Genomic DNA, 16,262 nt, shown 5'->3' with positions numbered 1-16,262 from the left:
GCGAAGCATTTGGGGAGTAACCTGATCCGACACATCCTCAAATTTTGCACCCAAATGCTTCGCCCCTACGCCCCTACACCCCTACATTTTCGGCTAAATAACGCCCGATAAACGGGTTGTCCGCAGGAGATTGTGTAGGTTTCTCGTTCGGTGGGAACGGGTAGAGGATTGGTGACTAACCAGTCTTTTCCTTGAGGTTGAAAGGCGGGATTCTCGGTAAAGCGATCGCGCATTTCTTTGGCTACGGTTTCCACGTCAGATTGAATCAGGGTTTCGCCCCCTTCTTTTAAGTATTTTGCCAACGTATTCACCAATTCTGGCTTAACCACACGGCGTTTTTCATGGCGTTTTTTGAACCACGGATCAGGAAATTGAATCGTCACCCGCTTTAATACTCCCTGGGGTAAAGAGTCTAAAATCGGTACTAATGAGTTATCGACATTGCAAAATATAAAATGAACATTACTTAATCCTAACTCAGCCACGGATTCTTGGGCTTGCTCAACTAAAGGTTCCCGAATTTCTAATCCCAGAAAATTCCAATCCGGTTGCAGGGTTGCCATTTCTAGCAAAAACTCACCCTTAGCACTTCCTATATCCAGATGCAGCGGTTGCTTATGTTGATTGTAAACCTTTTCCCAGTGGGGAGGCGTTATCGGAGTCAGGTATTTTTTACTCAATGGATTGACATGTTGGCGCACGCGAATTCTCGGCAATTGTTTCACCTCCTTTTTTGACATTTTAGATCAGGGGATTGGTGATTGATTTTGTCGGGGCGGGTTTGATGATTCCCAAAGGCAAAGATACCCGCCCCACACCAATTGTAGAGACGTTCCATGGAAAGTCTCTACATTAATTAACCAATGGGAAGTTCAATAATAAACTCGGCGCCCTTTCCCGGTTGGGACATACAACGTAATTTCCCGCCGTGTTTTTCCACGACAATCTCATGACTAATCGATAATCCTAACCCGGTTCCTTTGCCAAAGGGTTTTGTCGTGAAAAAGGCTTGGAATAGCTTTTCTTTCATCTGTTCAGGGATACCGGGCCCATTATCAGAAATACGGATTTCTACTCGCTGGTGCTCAATCACTCCGGTACGAATCCAGATAGTGGGAGGAGTTAAGGTTTTGTCCCTCTCTGAAATTCCCGCTGAATTTTGCTTTCTAAATTCTGCTTCCTCTAACGCATCAATCGCATTAGCCAAAATATTCATAAACACTTGACTCAGGCGTCCAGGATAGCATTCAATGGGCGGTAATTTGCCGTATTCTTTAATCACTTGAATCCCTAAATGTTTCCCGGAGGGTTTGATTCGATGTTGCAAGAGAACCAGAGTACTCTCTAACCCCTCGTGCAAATCAATCATCATCATTTCACTCGCGTCAAGGCGGGAGATATTCCGCAAGCTTTTAATAATTTGGCAGATGCGTTCGATGCCCAATTCCATTGATTGAAATGTTTTGGGAAAGTCTTTGATCAGAAAATTTAGGTCAATTTCTTTCGATTTAGCTTGAATTTCTGGAACTGGATTCGGATAATGTTGAGTATAGAGGTGCAGGAGTTGGAGTAAGTCTCTGCTATATTCACCCGCACAGCTTAAATTACCATGAATTGAACTAATGGGATTATTAATTTCATGGGCAACTCCGGTGATCATTTGTCCCAAACTAGACATTTTTTCATTTTGAACCAGCATGGCTTGGGCTTGTTGCCAATTGGTTAGGGCTTGGGCAAGTTGATTTGTCCTTTCTTCCACCCGTTGTTCCAATTCCTGAGTTAATGTTTGCAACTCGGCTTCTGCTTTAGCCCGTTGTTCAACTTCCTGGATCAGTCGTGTATTTTGTTCTTCTAGGGTTTTAGTTAAGGTTCGCAGTTTCAAATGTACCTTAACTCGTGCTAATACTTCTTCCTGCTGAAAGGGTTTGGTGATATAGTCTACTGCGCCTAAATTTAAACCCTTAACTTTATCAATTGTATCCGTCAGAGCCGTCATAAAAACGATGGGAATCTCTTGAGTGGCGGGATTAGCTTTCAGGCGACGGCAGGTTTCAAATCCGTCCATTCCTGGCATCATCACATCTAGCAAAATTAAGGTTGGTGGATCGTAGGCAATCTGTTCAAGTGCGGTTTCTCCATCAAGGGCAACGGCAATTTCAAAACCAGCGCTGGTCAGGGTTTCTGATATGATTTCTAGATTGTTGGGACTATCGTCAACAATTAAAATAATCGTTTTACTTAAGTTATCTATTGGATTATTGGGTTTTTCTATCCGGTTTAACGTCATCGAATTAGAGTTAATCATGGATATAATTTCTGATGGCTAGCGACTTGTGGACTTTGCTTAGTGAATGCACCTATTTTTGGCGATAAAATCCCTTATTTTTTTGAGCTGAAACCCTTTAGCGAGTTGGCGAATATATTGAGCAAATGGAGCATAGTTCTGATCTGATTTCTCGATACTATCAATTTTTTCCAGGAGAAGATTAATGCGACCTTTCATAGCTAAATCCCAGAGGATATCTAGTTCCTCTTCAGGAAAAATAATCGCTGCGGGTTTGCTCAATTTTTGGGACTCAGTTGTTGTTATATTAACAGCCACCGACTGACTGCCATTCCCTGATGCGGACTCGTAAATCCATGTCAGTCCCAAATGTCGCTGTAACGTCCGCAGCAACTCATCAAGTTGAACGGGTTTGGGCAGAAAATCATTGCCCCCGGCTGCCAAACTGTGATGCCGATCCATTTCAAAAACACTGGCTGACGATACTACAATTAGCATATTTTCCCCGTTTTGGGATTGGCGAATGTGTCGCATCATCTCAAAGCCGTCCATAATCGGCATGAGTAAGTCGGTAATGATCAGATCTGGCGATGCTGTCATGGCGATATCCAATCCTTCTTTACCATTATTCGCCTCAATCACCTCAAATCCTAAGGGTTCGAGTAAATTGACGAGAACTGAACGATTTTCCCACCGATCATCGACGACGAGAACTGTGCGTGATTTGCCCTGATAGCTAATAATTCTACCCTGAGTGGGGGTGGTGGTTACCTGCATCCATTCTTTGGCTTCTCTTAAGGCGAGATCTACGGTAAATACACTCCCTTTGCCTAATTCACTTTGGACTTGAATTGTACTTTCCATTAGCTGTACAATTTTTAGGCTAATTGCTAAACCCAGTCCAGTTCCCTCTGCCTGAAGTTTGCGATCGCTCACTTGCTCAAAGGGTAAAAAGATGCGCTGCAACTGTTCGGGACTCATACCCACTCCTGTATCTTCGATTTGAAACCGAATTCGGTGATGGGGATTGGTGAATTTTTTGGCTTGACTAGATAATAATTCTGTGCTACTTTCATCCTTTAACCCAATGCCTTGATTGTCTTGACTCTCTACATATCCGACTTTAAAGGTAACGCCTCCGGTATCGGTAAACTTAATCGCGTTGCTGAGTAAGTTAATCAGAACTTGTCTCAGTCGCTTTTCGTCTACGTGCACACCGGCGGGGAGGGATGAAGTCGGTTGATAGATAAAGGAAATGCCTTTCCCATCCGCCCGGATACGGCAAATTTCCACAACACCACGCAGGAACGAGGGAAAATAAATATCGCTATGATGAAGTTCCATCTTCCTGGCTTCAATTTTCGCTAAGTCGAGAATATCATTAATCAGCATCAACAGATGAGAACCGCACTGATGGATGATGCGAATACCATCAAGTTCGCGATCGCTCATTGTTTTTGAACGTTGAAGAATTTGGGCATATCCCAACACCCCATTCAGTGGCGTTCGCAATTCATGACTCATATTTGCCAGAAATTCACTCTTAGCTTTATTCGCCGTATCCGCCTCTTCTTTTGCCATTTTCAGTTCCGCTGTGCGTTGTTCTACGCGCAATTCTAGTTCCGCTTTGGCATTTTCTAGGGCGGTAAAGGATTCTTGCAACTGCTGCGCCATTTGGTTAAAGGATTTGGATAAAATCCGCAGTTCATAAATCCCTTCTACTTTTACTTTTTGATCAAGTTCCCCACTCGCGATCGCGTAAGACGCCGCACTTAATCGTAAAATGGGTTGACTAATCCAACGAGAGGTAAATAATCCCAACAGGGTGGCGAAAATCAACGCCCCCACACATAGCCGAATTGTCAGGCGTGTGTTGGCGTGGATACGTGCCATAAATTCATCTTCTGGCACCACGACAACAATTAACCAATTCAGTCCTTTATTATCTTGAAAAGGCAAAACTTGCACGAATTGCTTCTTATTATCTAGCTTGAAATCTAACTGATACTCCCCTTTTATATTCTCAAAGCTGCCAAATTTACCCACCAAAAAGTCAGCCGTCGCCTTAATCATCGGGTTTTCACTGGTAATCGAGTCATTCCGCTCTGATTTATGATGATGACTAGATACCACCGTATCTTCACTCATTGATGTGGCGACTAATGTTCCCTTCCCCTTGGGTTCTAAAATAAACGTCTGTCCAAATTGACTACTTTTCAAACTTTTTAGGAATTCCCCAATATGAGACAGAGACAGAATCGTACTGGTTACCCCCAGCAACGTATCATCCTCGTGGTACAGGGGCATACTCGCCGCGATTGCTAATGTATCTTCATGTTCATAGCGGAAAACCTTACTCCAGGTTGGCTGACCGGCTTTTACCGCCTCTTTGTACCAAGGTCGATTTCGGTGATCATAATAGATACTCTTTCCTAATAACTTTGTCTGATTTCCTTGCCGATCCACCTGATAAATATCTTTGGTATAATTAATAGACTCGTGAATTTGAAATTCCTCATCCTCTTGCCGCACCACTTCAATATATTTACCATCTTCTGTAGCGATGGCAGTAGCACTGACGGGAAAAACTTGCATCTGATGCCAAAACATTTTTTGGCAATAGATTAAACGACTGAATTCTAACTGAGTCAAACAAGTCTGATTGGCATTTAGTTGATTGAACCCATGGGGTATTTGCAAATAACTGTCGAGTTTCTGTTGAATCCGGGCAGCAATTTCTTGGCGTAAATTACTGGCAAGTTCATTAACCGCTTCTTCTCCATTGCGTAAGGAAAGCCAGCCCGTTAATCCTACAGCAGCAGTAATTTGCACTAGGAAAGGAACGACAAGGACGAGGCGCAGGGGCATTTTGAAAGAGGATTTTGGCAAAAAACTGGGTAACATCCGTCAGTGTTAGTTTTATGAGCAATGAGTGGATTGATGACTCAGATGCTACCCTAACCTGTCAATAAATCTATTTAAAATTTGATGACACTACCAAAATGTAGAAGCCTTGAGCATGCCATATCCCCGACTTAAAGAACTCGGAAAGCTACTTTATTCTTTAAATCTTACAAAATTAATGACAATACACCTTCTCGAATTACCTGTTGTCTATTGCTAACTTACCTTCTGAGCCATGTCTGAATTATTTACCTGAGAAGATTGGGGGACAAACAGTTTAGGAAATAGCAATCCCGAACGAGCTTTATAGTCAGCAAATTCCGGATAACGGGAGAGTGACTGGTCTTTTTTGAGCATATTGGGAATGAAAATACCCGCTATAAAACCTGCCAGAATTAAAAACGGTAGCCAGTGCTGAGTCAGCAGGGCAAAAGAGGCATAGATTAAGACTTCTCCCAGATAGTTAGTATTCCGACAACGGGCAAAAAATCCTTCGGTAATCAGTCCAGAATGATATTTGAGTGTGTAATACTTTTGAGCATCACTGCTGTAATGGAGAAAGACACCCATGAGGTTAATCGCAATCGCCGCCGCAATCAGGGGAGGAGTCGGTTCTGAGCCACTACTAATCAAGATAAACGGAGCAACCCAGTAGAGCAATAGAAACCCAAACATAAATAGACCTTTTCCCAAAGATATTTCTTGCTCCCACTGTTTATCGGGGTAGATGCGGCTTTTGAGTACCCACATAAACCCATACATGCCATGGAGGGCGAGATAAACCCAAGGACCGATGGTGAAATTTTGATAAGCCACCATCAATGCTAATATTACCGGAAACGTTAGTCCTTTATGCAGATCAATGAAATGCTTAATTTTCATCCGTTTAATCTACTCCTTCAATCGGGGCAAACCCCTGACGCTGAATATTTTCGGTAATCGTGCGCGGTTCTAAAAATTGGAGTAAATAATCGGGTCCTCCCGCCTTAGAACCTACCCCTGATAGTTTAAATCCGCCAAAGGGTTGGCGCGAAACAATTGCCCCCGTAATCGTGCGGTTAATATAGAGATTGCCCACTTCAAACTCTGTAGATGCTTGGTCAATATGAGACGGTGTGCGGGAATATAATCCTCCCGTCAGGGCATATTTTGTCCCATTTGCCACAGCTAGGGCGTCTTGAAAATCTTTGACTCGAATCACCGCTACAACCGGACCAAAGATTTCCTCTTGGGCAATTTTGGCATCGGGTGAAACGTTGGTAAAAATAGTTGGACTCACAAAATAACCCGTTTCTGGGACTTCACATTCCACCGCAATTTCTGCCTCTTGCCGCCCTTTTTCAATATAGTCCTGAATTCGATTTCTGGCAGTAGCATCAATCACCGGTCCAACTTGTGTACTGGCTAATTCAGCCGCACCAATATTGAGCGATCGCGTGGCTTCGATTAATCGTTCCACTACGGTATCATGGATAGGGTCGAGGACGATTACCCGTGAACAGGCAGAGCATTTTTGACCACTATACCCAAATGCTGACTTCACCACTCCCGCCACGGCTTGATCCAGGTCAGCACTCTCATCCACAATAATGGCATTCTTACCCCCCATCTCGGCAATCACCCGTTTTAGGTGAGTTTGACCCGGTTGTACAATCGCAGCATCGGCATAAATCCGACATCCCACTTCCTGAGAACCGGTAAAGGCGATTAAATGAGTATCGGGATGCTTCACCATATAAGCCCCCACCTGGGAACCCTTACCGGGAACATATTGAAACACTCCCTGGGGAATTCCGGCTTCGACTAAAATTTCTGCCAGTTTCGCCGCAATCACGGATGAGGCTTCGGCGGGTTTGAGTAGGGTACAATTTCCCGTGACTAACGCCGCTACTGTCATTCCTGTCGCAATTGCCAAGGGGAAATTCCAGGGAGAAATAACGATAGCAATTCCTCTGGGTTGGTAGATATAGCGATTGGTTTCCCCAGCCACATCATATATATACCCGCCCTCTAGCCGTTCCATTTCATCCCCATAGTAACGGCAAAAGTCGATGGCTTCGGAGACTTCCGCATCGGCTTCCCGTAAGGCTTTGCCGACTTCTAAGCATATCCAGGCGGAGAGTTCTTCCCGGCGCTGTTCCATTAATTTAGCCGCTTGACGCAGAATATCCGCCCGTTGTTTTACCGGGGTGCGACGCCATCCGGGAAAGGCGGCTTTGGCGGCGTTTAATGCCGTTTCGGCTTGTTCAATTGAGAGTAACCCAACTTTACCGATAATTTCACTGGGATTGGCGGGATTAACGGAGTCAACGGTTTCGGTTGTGGGTTGATAGTCGCCGTTAATTAAGGGATAGTAGGTTTTTCCTAGTTGTTGGCGCACGGTTTCCAGGGCGGTTTGGGCTTTTTCCCTGGCTTCGGCTTGGGCGTAATCGGTATCGGGGGCGTTGGCGAATTGTTGAATGTTGAGTGTTGAGTGTGTAGGGGCGGGTTTAGGGACTTTCTGTTGGTTATTGATGGTAACGTCTGTGCGAAACCCGCCCTGACTAAGTGTTGAGTTAACTCCCCCTGCTTCCCGATTATCAGGTTCCTCCTCCACAACCGGGGGTGCGATTAATTCCTCAACGGGGCGTTCTTCTAAACTTTGGCGGAGGAAGGAACTATTTGCGGTATTTTCTAGTAAACGACGAATTAGATATGCCATTCCGGGTAAGAGTTCCCCGTAAGGCGCATAAACCCGCACCCGATGACCCCGTTGGACTAAGGCTTTTGCCAATTGATCCCCCATTCCGTAGAGGACTTGCATCTCGAAGTTGCGGCGGGGGATATTTAACTGTTCAGCAATGGCGATGGCTTTGGCTTGCGATCGCACGTTATGAGATCCTATGGCAGCATAGAGATACTGGTGATTTTCTAGCAATAGCTGGGTCATTTCCTCGAAATTGGCATCGGTGGCGCTTTTTTGGTTATAAACGGGTTGTTGCCAATGGTTTTGTAAGGATTTAATCGTTTCTTGATCCCAATATGCCCCTTTAACCAGACGCACGGTGAGGGGGTTGCCACGTTGTTTTGCCCAGGTGATAATATCGTTTAGATCCCTTTTACTATCTCGTAGATAGGCTTGCAGGGTGATACCTAAGTCCGTGCGATCGCGGAATTCATCTTCCATCAACAATTCTTTGAGAATGCCCAGAGTCATGTCTTTATAGACATACTGTTCCATATCGAAGTGAACCGCCGCCCCCAATTCCTTTGCACGACGTAACAGAATCCGGATGCGATCGCACACCCGTTTTTTGCTACCCTCTGGATCTAGGGGGTCAAATTGGGAATAGAATGCGGTTAACTTAACAGAGACTTGAACTTGTGGTAATTCTTCCCCATCTGCCTGGTCAATTTCCGACACCGTTGACCAATTTTTCGCTTCCTGGGTAAGTTGTTCCATCAAATCCAGATAGCGTTCCAGATAAGACTGGGCTTCGGCTTCGGTAATCACGGCTTCCCCTAGTAAATCTAGGGTAAATGCCATCTTATCTTTCCGCAGGCGTTCAATTGTTTTAATTGCCTGCTTAATTGTTGCCCCAGCGATATACTTATTTGCCAGGGTTTCCACGGCGGTGGATACTGTTGAAGCCGCCAACTGTCCCGGCATCGAGTCAGGATTGGCAAAATTGAGTAAATTTTTCAGGGCGGCGGGGAGTTCTACCGATTCATCCCCCAAATATTCTTGCAAATGACGGGCAACTTCTGTCTTACTTCCCAGGGCGGGTAAGGCATCAATGAAGCGAAAAAGCTGTACTCGCAAACCTGGATTACTCATCGCCCAGGCTAGGAGTTTATCATCCCAGCGCATTTGATCACGCATTTGGGCAAAAAAGGAGCGTTTTTGCCGAGTGGCGTCTAGGAGGTGTTTGGCGATTTCGGTGGTTTGGGTTTCGTAGATGCTGTTGGCGACTTGTACAACCACGGGCGGGTAGACTCCTAATTCTGGGCTAAAGCATTTATCTCGAACTCTTTATTATATCCTGCTAGAGCCAATTGTGCACGGACTCTCTTGCTCCCCTCTCCCCTCATTCCCCCCTTTCAAAGGGGGGCTAGGGGGGATGGAGAGGGGCTGGGGGTGAGGGGTTTAGCTTAAGTTGACACTGATGGGTTACCAAGCCCGTACAACGTTTTGTTTTAATCCCTGATAGGGATTATGGAGGATTGCGACCGAACTAGCCAGCAATTTGGCAACTTTAGCTACTTTGTTTCAATCCCTGATAGGGATTCAGGGGAATTCCAAGGAGAAACAATACGGAAAAAGCAGCAGACAGCAGTTGTTTCAATCCCTGATAGGGATTCAGGGGAATTCCAAGACCGTAAAATTATGCCAATTCCTATGGATGTGATGTTTCAATCCCTGATAGGGATTCAGGGGAATTCCAAGGGCGGTCATCTGGAAGCCTAACAGTATGTAGTTTTCATTGTTCAGTTGCGCGACTGATAAAAATAATAGCATTTCAGGGATAGGGTTTGGCAAGAGCCAAAAATAAAAATCGCTAAACATCAGTTCCAGTAAGCCTTTCAAGAATTGCGCGGCTGAGATTTGAGCAGAGTCACCTTTAACCGCTTACCTAGAGAGCGATTCAGCCATTTTTCCGAACCGCCGGAAAAAAACACCTACCCATCCGCGCTATTAGCCCAAAATTTCGTGTCATCTTGAAGGGGTTTACCGCCGATGCGCTCAACCTTCCCTTGACAACAGCCACAGAGGAAATCAAAGGCAATGCTATCCTAATCTGAATGTCACGCTCCTCGTATTCTGGTGGGCAATGCCCACCCTACGGCATATCCAAGGTTTTAGCGATCGCGCCCGGCAAATTTTCACCGCCATTGATCCTAATCTAGCTTACTCACCGGATGCAGACCTCAGACGCGATCGCAGCGTGGCATACTGGGAATCGGTCAAACTGCACTCCAACACACTCTACTGCATCCACTGCCCCATACCCACCACTTGATAAGAAACCGTAGGGGCGCATGGCGTGCGCCCATAAAATCGACAACTCCAATCCATCAGTTTAGTTTTAGGCAAACCGATATAGTTGAGAATTCGTGCGCCCATAAAATCGACAACTCCAATCCATCAGTTTAGTTGTGTCATATCATGTCCGGCTTTCTCACCCATGATAAACAATGTTTTCCTCTTTCAACCCAGACAACCACCTTTTTCAATCATCCCAGTTTCAACAGGTAATTCAAGACGCTGTAGACTTTCTCCTCTCCACACCGGTTCAACCCTTACCGCCATCAGAGGCATTTACAGGCGCAGGACTTTACCTCCTGTACTACACAGGTAATTTTCCACCATATAGTGCGATCGCGCAAGGGAACAGCCATAACCTTTCCACACCAATTTATGCGGGAAAAGCCGTTCCGAGTGGTTGGCGACAAGCCCGAACCCCATCTAAAAAGATAGCGACTCTTTATCGTCGTTTAAGCGAACATGGAACCAGTATCCGAGCAGCACAGAACCTCAACTTAACAGATTTCTCATGTCGCTTTGTCATTTTAGCAGGCGATGAGAGTAGTATGATTCCTGCGGTTGAAGCAGCACTAATTCGTCGATATCAACCCCTATGGAATAGTGTTATAGATGGCTTCGGAAATCATGATCCAGGTATTAACCGTTACGGACAACTACTTGCCGAATGGGACACCTTGCACCCGGGTCGAAGTTGGGAAAGAAAATGGCAGGGTCAACGTCCTAATCGTGAGCAACTAATCGAAAAGATTCAAAACTATTTCGGCTGACGCAATTCAACCACCGATTCGTATAATCGACAAGCATTATCAGCTTTGGCAACACGCACATTTGACTGAATGATACTGTTTCCCACACGAGTATCTCGTGGCGTGTTTATACTGACCAGTTCAAGACCAAATTGTTCAGCAATTTGAGCTAAATATACATCGGTTGGGAACATGACTCCCTGCAATATACTATTTCCAATCACCACAAATGCTGACGCACTCGGCTTGAGGACGTATCGAAGTCCCTGAACAAAACGATAACAATCATTAAAATAAGATGCGGCATAGTTAGCCCATCCATTGCCCCCATAAATGCCTCGCTGTGTATTGACTGTGCGAAGGTAATCAATTTTGTCAATAAGTTCGGCTGGTGGATTGGGAAAATTTAGCTTTACCTTATCTTGAACTCGCACAGTTTGCCAATATTTACCAAAGTTTTGCTGTTCCAAAAGCTTCGTGTCACCAGGCTTTTTGACAAAACCCAGCCAATAGAGATGGGGGCGCGTGTTGCGGATGTAATGGTAATTATTCAGATAAGGGGGTGATGTTACAGCAAGATCGACTGAAGCCGATTCAAGATATTTTTTGCAATCAAAGAATGATGCTTTGATGATCTTATTTTTAAATGAATTTCCTAGCAAATTAATAGAAATAAGTTTAATATCAAAAGTAATGTGATTAAGCTTTTCCGTGATTAATTCAAAAACGGCAAAATCCGCAATATTCTTTTTCCCTGCTGCACGTCTGGTTCCCAAACTGGGTTCATAGGAATAATTCGAGTAATGAACCATCGTTGATGCAAACGCCAATCTAAAAATCTCTTTAATTTTCTCATCATCCACAGAATCAATAAAATCCTGAACAATAAGAACTTTCCGTAAAACAGTCGAACTGTAGAATGCTTGGCGAGTTTTGAATCCCGATGGTGGCTGACTAATCGGCAAATATCCACTCGTCACGCTATGGTTATAAAACGTTTGAAATCGCCCTATCTCTCTTTGAATATCTTCTGGATTAAGTTTATAAGCATTGACTTTAACTCGACAAGCTAAGGCGGCGTAGGGATTAATCTCAAAACCAACACCATCATGTCCCATTAAAGCTGATTCAACTAGGGTTGTACCCACACCCGCAAAGGGATCAAGAACAGTTCCGGGTTCAAGAAGCTTATTCTCTACCACGCCTCGAACAAAAGAACTGGAAAAGCCAGCAATCCAAGGTATCCACCGATGTACGGGTAAAAGCTTGTTGCTGGCAAAGCTAGGATCACTGAACACCGATTTATCTTTGGCTTTCGAGGTTTGAGTCTCTGGAAAAAGTGACAGTTGCATTCGATTGATCAGCTTGGCTAATTTTGATGTCGTGCTGTTAGTGTAAAGCCAATCAATTTACGGTGCAAGTTGCCTATTTTAATATGTTACCTTTAAAGTATCTCAGTTAACCCCTTAAATTCAGTCATATTCAAGAATTATTACTTGTGCAAAATAGCCTCTTTCAATGTTGAGATGCGCTCAAGTACGCTGTTGATTTCCTCTTGTGTGAGTCCATATTCAGCCAGTGATTCAGCCAAGTGATTGGCTATTGCTTCAAAATGTTCGGCTTGTAAGTCTAATCCAGCATGAGCTTTTTCCATTGAGCGTCCACTATATTGATTGGGACCTCCCAACGCATGGGAAACAAAAGCGGTTTGATGACGCCGTTGCTTTTCCATATCGGTGTGAGCAAAAAAGTCATTAACGATGTCGTCTGCTAAAACGCGCTTATAAAAATCATCTACAATTTGTGCAACAACTGGCTGTCCGCCTAGCTTCTCGTATAAGGTTATGTTTGGTGATGTAGGCATATTCGTTTCTAAAACTTAGCAATTTCTATTAGGTATTCTATCTCGGTATTGAATGAGGTTACGTCTCTCTAGAGTACAGCAATAGCCGAGTGACCTCTCTGCCTTAAGTTGGATTAAAAGAACTATCATTTTTTATTCAATAAAATAAAAAATCACCACTATGGACTGAAATTTATATCCAGTCAGCTTTAGCTGACTTGAGTTCTTAGCCTTGGGTTTTAACCCAAGGTGGTTGGTGAGACTGAGAATTTCCTGTTGTATCCGTTGGTAGAGGAGAATTGCGGAACATTAAAGTATAGATATCAGTGGGCATTTCGATATTTGCCTGTTGCAGTGCTTCTTTTATACTTTGACTGACTTGAGATGTCATCGTCAAAAACCCTAATCGCCGTGAATCAACCCAAAAGCGTACTTCCAGATTCACCGTACTCGCCGCTAACTCCATTACTAAAATTTCGGGAGGCGGTTCTTTTTCTAACCCTGGAAGTGCAGACAGAGTAGTTTTAATTACTTGTTTAGCATGGCTAATATCGGCATCATAGTCAATACCAACCATAATCGAACTACGACGGCGTGGCGAAGCCGTATTATTAATAATACTGGCAGAAAATACTTCTTGATTCGGAATATACACTAACCGCCCATCATAGGTTCTCATCGTGGTTGCCCGGAGGTCAATCTGCGTAATCGTACCCTCATAATCACCAATAACCACCTGATCATTAATACCAAAAGGTCGGGCAGCGAGTAAAATTACCCCAGAGATATAATTACTCAAAACATCTTTGAGACTGAAACCAATCGCCACACTGGTGAGTCCCAACGCCCCTAATAAGGCACCAAAGTCTAGTCCCAAAACCCCTAGGGCAATGACTGAACCCAGTACCCAGACTCCACCATAGCCCAAGCGTCCAATCAGAATTTCTGTACTGCGATCGCCTTCCGTTTGTTGCGCCCAACTAAAGCCAATAAACCGCACCCCTTTCGCCACTCCCCAGGTAATCCCAACCACAACCAGCGCCCCTAATAAAGAGGGGAGATTTGTTATAATATCCCGTAAAAGTTGCCGTACTGTTCCATAAAGACGCTGTCCCACATCAATTGCTAGGGGCGGTTTTTTAATTGCCTGCTCCAGTTGTTCTGCCCATCTTTCGGCTAAGGCTTCCACAGACAAACCAAAATCTTGGGCATCTTGCTGAGTAACAGTCATTAATACTCGATTATTCAATCGCAACGTTGCCACTTGGCGAGGGTTATCTGGATTCACTGTCACCTGTCCCAAAGTTTCCGATTGTGCCAAAAGACTATTAATTCGCCGATTGATAATTTTTGCCCGTTCTCTTGCACCCAAATCCGCAAGGCTACCCACTTGGAAAACAGGTTTACCTCTAACTAAAATATCGGAAAAATAGACTTCACTATCAGGATTACCAAGGGGTGAATTCGCGGACGCTGGTACGGGAACCATCTCGTCTTGGGCGACACTCCGGTGAGGACTAGCCAGGAAAAGAAATCCAGTAGCAAAGACGACAAGGGAGAATCGACGTGAACCGTTAAGTAGGATTTTCATAAGAAGGTCAGTTTTCAGCCAAAACAGATTACATGACCCATCCCTCGTTTGACTTCTAGCTATAGACAGGTTATAACTCAGTCCGCGCAGGCGGACGAAAGTTTGTGTAGCAGCGATTTCAATCGCCTCCTCTTGCTCGTTGGGTTTCGTTCCTCAACCCAACCTACAAATGTGACATGCTTCCCTGTTCACAAATTGACAATGGATAATAAACAATGGATAATGACCCCTCCTTAAAAGAAGAGGATTGAAATTAAGGAAAATCTTTTTTAATTTCTTCGTAAACGAAGAGGTATTAGACCCAATTAATCAATTGTCAATTATCAATTATTAATTATCCATTGATAAGGATTTAATTCCGATGCCAACGAGTGACACCACCAGGTTGATCAATCAGCGTAATCCCTTGGGCTTTCAGTTCATCCCGGATGCGATCGCCTTCCCCAAAATCCTTCCGTTTCCGCGCCTCGGTACGTTGTTGAATCAGCGCCTCAACCTCTGTATCACTTAACCCACTCGTCGATTCCTGACTGATTTCCTCCCCTTGCGCCTCAAGTCCAAACACCTGCGCCAGTTCCACCAATGTATGCCATTGAGCCTCTAATTCCTGGGGCGATGTCCGGGTTTTCCCTTCATGCACCAAAATATTCCCCTCACGCCCCAACTCTTTTGCCAGTTCAAATAATACAGCTAACCCCTCCGCAAAATTAAAATCATCATCAACAGCGGCTTGGAAGCGTTCTACTACAGAATTTTGCCGTTTATCAGAGTCTTGCCACCCCAGTTGTTTACCATACTGATCACCAAACAGCAATCCATCTTTCAACGTATGCCAACCATTCGTCGCCGCCGCCAAAGCATCATCGGTAAAATCTAAGGGCTTGCGATACTGTGCCTGGAGGACAAACAGCCGCACCGCCATCGGATCAGTGGGGCGATCGAGTAAATCCCGAATAGTGATAAAATTACCCAAAGATTTAGACATCTTCTCCCCATTCACAATCACCATCCCCGTATGTAACCAGTAACGCGCCAAAGGTTGACCCGTCACCGCTTCCGATTGGGCAATTTCATTCTCGTGGTGGGGAAAAATTAAATCCGATCCCCCCGCATGAATATCAATCGTTTCACCCAGATTGTCCCGAATCATCGCGGAACACTCAATATGCCATCCGGGGCGTCCCGCCCCCCAAGGGGATTCCCAGGCAGGTTCTCCGGGCTTAGAACCCTTCCACAGGGCAAAATCAAAAGCGTCTTTTTTCTTCGCCGCCTCTGAATCCTCTACCTCAACTCGCCCACTAGCCCCCGCTTGCAACTCATCTAACTTGCGTCCAGACAACTTACCATACTGATCAAAACGACGCACGGCATAATAAACATCTCCGGCGGCGGGGTAGGCGTAATTTTTTTGTTCTAAATCAGAAATGAGCCGCTTAATCCCATCCAGACAATGCGTCGCCCGGGGATAAGCATCCGCATCCTCCACATTCAGCCGCGCCATATCCTCAAAATACGCCTGAATGAAGCGTTCAGAGACGGCTTCCATCGATGTCCCCTCTTGTCGCGCCCGATTAAGGATTTTATCGTCAATATCGGTAAAATTCTGCACGTAGTTCACATCATAGCCGCGCCATTGTAGATAACGACGGGCAGTATCCCAGATGATGCAGGTTCTAGCATGACCCAAATGGCAATAGTCATAGGTGGTGATGCCGCAGCAATACATCCGCACCTTATCAGTCTCTAAGGGGGCAAATGGTTCTTTGTGACGGGTGAGAGTATTGTACAGGGTTAGGGTCATGGCACAACAACAGTAAACTCAGTCGTGAGCAGATACGCAATAATGAGAAAGGATTGGCATATCCAGC

At 44.8% G+C, this 16,262-nt stretch carries 12 protein-coding genes; 3 read left to right on the top strand and 9 right to left on the bottom strand.

The window, feature by feature from the left end; all coding sequences use genetic code 11:
* Positions 1-65: 65 nt before the first annotated feature.
* The 5 genes from trmB to pruA form a co-directional block, all read right to left on the bottom strand.
* Positions 66-716, bottom strand: coding sequence for a tRNA (guanosine(46)-N7)-methyltransferase TrmB (gene trmB, locus RIM23_RS22090; RefSeq protein ID WP_446369359.1), 651 nt, complete (start codon positions 714-716; stop codon positions 66-68).
* Between the two features lie 140 nt (positions 717-856).
* Complete coding sequence (locus RIM23_RS22085) at positions 857-2,305, bottom strand: hybrid sensor histidine kinase/response regulator (RefSeq protein WP_446369357.1); 1,449 nt, start codon at positions 2,303-2,305, stop codon at positions 857-859.
* Positions 2,306-2,344: 39 nt separating this feature from the next.
* Positions 2,345-5,188 (bottom strand): ATP-binding protein, encoded by a 2,844-nt coding sequence (locus RIM23_RS22080; RefSeq protein WP_446369355.1) that lies wholly within the window; start codon positions 5,186-5,188, stop codon positions 2,345-2,347.
* Positions 5,189-5,404: 216 nt separating this feature from the next.
* Complete coding sequence (locus RIM23_RS22075) at positions 5,405-6,070, bottom strand: methyltransferase family protein (protein WP_446369353.1); 666 nt, start codon at positions 6,068-6,070, stop codon at positions 5,405-5,407.
* Positions 6,071-6,074: 4 nt separating this feature from the next.
* Positions 6,075-9,152: an L-glutamate gamma-semialdehyde dehydrogenase gene (gene pruA / locus RIM23_RS22070; protein WP_446369351.1), complete on the bottom strand. Its 3,078-nt coding sequence runs from the start codon at positions 9,150-9,152 to the stop codon at positions 6,075-6,077.
* 231 nt (positions 9,153-9,383) lie between these two features.
* Here pruA and RIM23_RS22065 point away from each other — a divergent pair, with 231 nt between their 5' ends.
* From RIM23_RS22065 to RIM23_RS22055, 3 genes are all read left to right on the top strand, one after another.
* Complete coding sequence (locus RIM23_RS22065) at positions 9,384-9,635, top strand: hypothetical protein (RefSeq protein WP_446369349.1); 252 nt, start codon at positions 9,384-9,386, stop codon at positions 9,633-9,635.
* A gap of 364 nt (positions 9,636-9,999) precedes the next feature.
* A complete protein-coding gene (locus tag RIM23_RS22060) occupies positions 10,000-10,188 on the top strand; it encodes a hypothetical protein (RefSeq protein ID WP_446369347.1) in 189 nt (62 codons plus the stop codon).
* 175 nt (positions 10,189-10,363) lie between these two features.
* On the top strand, positions 10,364-10,981 hold the full coding sequence (locus RIM23_RS22055) for an Eco29kI family restriction endonuclease (protein ID WP_446369345.1): 618 nt from the start codon (positions 10,364-10,366) through the stop codon (positions 10,979-10,981).
* Here the strand turns inward: RIM23_RS22055 and RIM23_RS22050 are convergent.
* The 4 genes from RIM23_RS22050 to cysS form a co-directional block, all read right to left on the bottom strand.
* Positions 10,969-12,312, bottom strand: coding sequence for a DNA methyltransferase (locus RIM23_RS22050; RefSeq protein ID WP_446369343.1), 1,344 nt, complete (start codon positions 12,310-12,312; stop codon positions 10,969-10,971). The two genes, RIM23_RS22055 and RIM23_RS22050, sit on opposite strands and share 13 nt — an antisense overlap.
* Positions 12,313-12,452: 140 nt before the next feature.
* Positions 12,453-12,824, bottom strand: coding sequence for a group I truncated hemoglobin (locus RIM23_RS22045; RefSeq protein ID WP_446369341.1), 372 nt, complete (start codon positions 12,822-12,824; stop codon positions 12,453-12,455).
* A gap of 205 nt (positions 12,825-13,029) precedes the next feature.
* On the bottom strand, positions 13,030-14,394 hold the full coding sequence (locus RIM23_RS22040; RefSeq protein WP_446369339.1) for a mechanosensitive ion channel family protein: 1,365 nt from the start codon (positions 14,392-14,394) through the stop codon (positions 13,030-13,032).
* Positions 14,395-14,746: 352 nt separating this feature from the next.
* On the bottom strand, positions 14,747-16,195 hold the full coding sequence (gene cysS, locus RIM23_RS22035; protein WP_446369337.1) for a cysteine--tRNA ligase: 1,449 nt from the start codon (positions 16,193-16,195) through the stop codon (positions 14,747-14,749).
* Positions 16,196-16,262: the final 67 nt, after the last annotated feature.

Source organism: Coleofasciculus sp. G3-WIS-01 (genome assembly GCF_040223135.1).
Lineage (GTDB): Bacteria > Cyanobacteriota > Cyanobacteriia > Cyanobacteriales > Coleofasciculaceae > Coleofasciculus.
Note: the sequence above shows the minus strand (reverse complement) of the source record. Positions and strands in the feature narration are given on the sequence as shown.

Bases quoted from the DNA above. Each gene is read 5' to 3' on its own strand.
- RIM23_RS22085 (WP_446369357.1), bottom strand. From the start codon at position 2,305: ATGATTAACTCTAATTCGATGACGTTAAACCGGATAGAAAAACCCAAT.
- RIM23_RS22080 (WP_446369355.1), bottom strand. From the start codon at position 5,188: ATGTTACCCAGTTTTTTGCCAAAATCCTCTTTCAAAATGCCCCTGCGC.
- RIM23_RS22075 (WP_446369353.1), bottom strand. From the start codon at position 6,070: ATGAAAATTAAGCATTTCATTGATCTGCATAAAGGACTAACGTTTCCG.
- RIM23_RS22065 (WP_446369349.1), top strand. From the start codon at position 9,384: ATGGAGGATTGCGACCGAACTAGCCAGCAATTTGGCAACTTTAGCTAC.
- RIM23_RS22060 (WP_446369347.1), top strand. From the start codon at position 10,000: ATGCCCACCCTACGGCATATCCAAGGTTTTAGCGATCGCGCCCGGCAA.
- RIM23_RS22055 (WP_446369345.1), top strand. From the start codon at position 10,364: ATGTTTTCCTCTTTCAACCCAGACAACCACCTTTTTCAATCATCCCAG.
- RIM23_RS22050 (WP_446369343.1), bottom strand. From the start codon at position 12,312: ATGCAACTGTCACTTTTTCCAGAGACTCAAACCTCGAAAGCCAAAGAT.
- RIM23_RS22045 (WP_446369341.1), bottom strand. From the start codon at position 12,824: ATGCCTACATCACCAAACATAACCTTATACGAGAAGCTAGGCGGACAG.
- RIM23_RS22040 (WP_446369339.1), bottom strand. From the start codon at position 14,394: ATGAAAATCCTACTTAACGGTTCACGTCGATTCTCCCTTGTCGTCTTT.
- cysS (WP_446369337.1), bottom strand. From the start codon at position 16,195: ATGACCCTAACCCTGTACAATACTCTCACCCGTCACAAAGAACCATTT.